This window comes from Bradyrhizobium sp., from assembly GCF_049586575.1.
Classification (GTDB): Bacteria; Pseudomonadota; Alphaproteobacteria; order Rhizobiales; family Xanthobacteraceae; genus Bradyrhizobium.
Genome location: NZ_JBAVCF010000780.1, coordinates 1 through 2,312, shown reverse-complemented (window position 1 = coordinate 2,312; position 2,312 = coordinate 1). Strand labels below are relative to the sequence as shown.

The window sequence follows — 2,312 nt, the reverse complement described above, 5'->3', positions numbered from 1 at the left end:
ATGTTGGGGTTGTTGGCCGCCGCCCCTCTGAGCATTGCACAGGCGGCAGACATGGCGGTCAAGGCACCGCCGCCGGTTGCCCCGCCAGTATTTGACTGGGGCGGAGTGTATGTTGGCGCGAGCGCGAGCTGGTTCCAGAGCAATACGACGTGGCAATACGCCAACCCGGTTCCGGCCACGCTGACGCCTTTCAGCGATAGGGAGACTCTGGCGGCTTGGGGCATCCACGGCGGCGCACAGTGGCAATTCGGCCAGATCGTCCTCGGCATCGAGGCAGACTATACGAATCCGTCCAGCACCTTCCAAGGGGCAACCTCGAACGGAACCGCAACGAGCGTCTGTACCGCCAATATCGGCCAAGTGTGCCAAACGCGCATGAGCAGCATCAGCACGGTCGGCGGCCGGGGCGGCTGGGCCTTCGGCGACTGGCTCGTCTTCGGTGAAGGGGGCTGGGCAGCCGGCACGATCGAAACACAGCTTTTCAATTCCACCAGCGGCACGCTTTTCGATACGACCCGCAACAGCGATTACCGCAATGGCTGGTACGCCGGCGGCGGCATCAACTATGCCCTGTACAAGTCGGCCCTTATGGATGTGATCATCGGTGGCGACTACCGGCACATCGATCTTCGCAGCCACTTCCAGCCATCGTCGGCCGACGCTTTTGGTCCTTCTCCTCCCGGTCCCAATGGACGCAATATCGGAGGCACCGCCGATCAGGTCCGCTTTACGCTCGACGTCAAGACCAACGGCTGGAATTTCTTGGGCCCGGTTGTCGCAAAGTACTGATCTGCTCGCGAGAGATAAAACCGAAAGCCCCGGTTCTCGTCCGGGGCTTTTGGTTTTGGGCCGCTTCACCGCCTCGGTTCGCACTTCAACCGCTTACGCCTCGTCCACCTCCTCCCGGCGCCGGCGCAACAGGTCCTTCGCGAGATCGGTCAGCGAAGGGCGCGGCAGCGCCGCAAACGGCAGCGGCCGGGTGACGTCGATCGCAGCGAGCCCTAGCCGTGCGGTCAGAAGCCCGTTGAGGAAACCTTCCCCTAACCGCTGCGACAGTTTGGCCGTGAGCCCGTGGCCGAGTATCTGCTGAATCACGCTGTCGCTTGCCGCCATGCCTCCGGTGATGGCGAGATGGGCGATGACGTGGCGCATCAGGCGGATCATGCCGAGCGTGCCGGGCCTGCCGCCGTAGAGCCGCGCCAGTTGCCGGATCAGACGAAGCGAGGCGGCGAACACGAAAACGACGTCAAACAGCGCGCGCGGGCTGATGGCGGTGACGAGCGAGACGCGCTGCGCGGCGGCGGAAATCAGCAAGCGGGCTTGCTGATCGAGCGGCGTCATCAGTTCGCGCTCGGCAAGGCGGACCATGTCGGCGCCATCGATGATATCGCCGGCGTGGTGGCTCAGCGTGGCGCGGGCGCGCGCCAGATGCGGGTTCTGATGGGCGATCTTCAACAGATCGTGCAAGACGGCGCGGCTCTCGGCGCGATCGTCGCTCGTGATCGCGGACGCGGCGCGCCGGTGCAGGTCCTCGATGGCCGAAAGGCGCATCAGGCCGATCGCTTCGCGGGCGGACACGACGATCAATGACAGGGCGGCGGCAGAGGTCAGCGCCAGCCCCAGGATACCGAGGCTCTCGCTGCGCGCAAACAGATCCTCGACCAGTTGCGTGACGCCTACGCCCGCGCCGAGCAGCACCAGTCCACCGACCGCGCTCCAGAATAGCGTCCCCCAGCGGAAGCGCGGCTCGGCCGGGACCAGCGTCGGCTCAAGCGCCACCGGTAACTGCGGCGTTTCGCTTTCCGGGATGACGTGAACCGTGCCGCGGGCAGGGCGGCTCTCATTGGCCGGATCGGTCACGATCACGCCGGCGTCGTCGAGCTTGAAGGTTGCCGGCCGCCGGGTAGGGGGGCGTTCGCTCATTGTAACTTGTCTCCGATGAGGAACTGCATCGCCCGGTCAAGGCGGATATGAGGCAATGCCACGGCGTCGGCGCCGTCCTGTCCTTCCTGAGCGAGACGGGGCGGCCGGAAGCGCAGGAAGCGGAAGTCGGCCTTGTCGGCCTTCGCGCCGGCGAGGCCGGAAAACGCAGTGTCGCTTTCGAACAGGGCTTGCGGGTCCTCCGGCAGTTCGCCGGGAAAGGTTGCGACTTCGGTGTTGCCGTCGAACGTCTCGCCGTCGGCGCTTTCGCCCGCGATTGGCGTTCCCAATATCGAGGGCAATTTGTCCCGGCCGCGCGTAACCCGGGCCTCCCGCGTGGCGCGAACGGCCGCAAGCGCCACGACGTCGATGGCGGCGCCGGTGTCCTCGGC

3 protein-coding genes are annotated in these 2,312 nt (G+C 65.8%); 1 reads left to right on the top strand and 2 read right to left on the bottom strand.

The window, feature by feature from the left end; all coding sequences use genetic code 11:
• A partial coding sequence (locus WB528_RS27955; protein WP_423892612.1) for an outer membrane protein occupies positions 1 to 789 on the top strand: 789 nt, incomplete at its 5' end.
• A gap of 93 nt (positions 790 to 882) precedes the next feature.
• Here the strand turns inward: WB528_RS27955 and WB528_RS27950 are convergent.
• Together WB528_RS27950 and WB528_RS27945 are read right to left on the bottom strand one after the other, a co-directional pair.
• Positions 883 to 1,923 (bottom strand): YcjF family protein, encoded by a 1,041-nt coding sequence (locus WB528_RS27950; RefSeq protein ID WP_423892610.1) that lies wholly within the window; start codon positions 1,921 to 1,923, stop codon positions 883 to 885.
• On the bottom strand, positions 1,920 to 2,312 hold a 393-nt coding region (locus WB528_RS27945; protein ID WP_423892608.1), incomplete at its 5' end, for a YcjX family protein. The genes WB528_RS27950 and WB528_RS27945, both read right to left, overlap by 4 nt.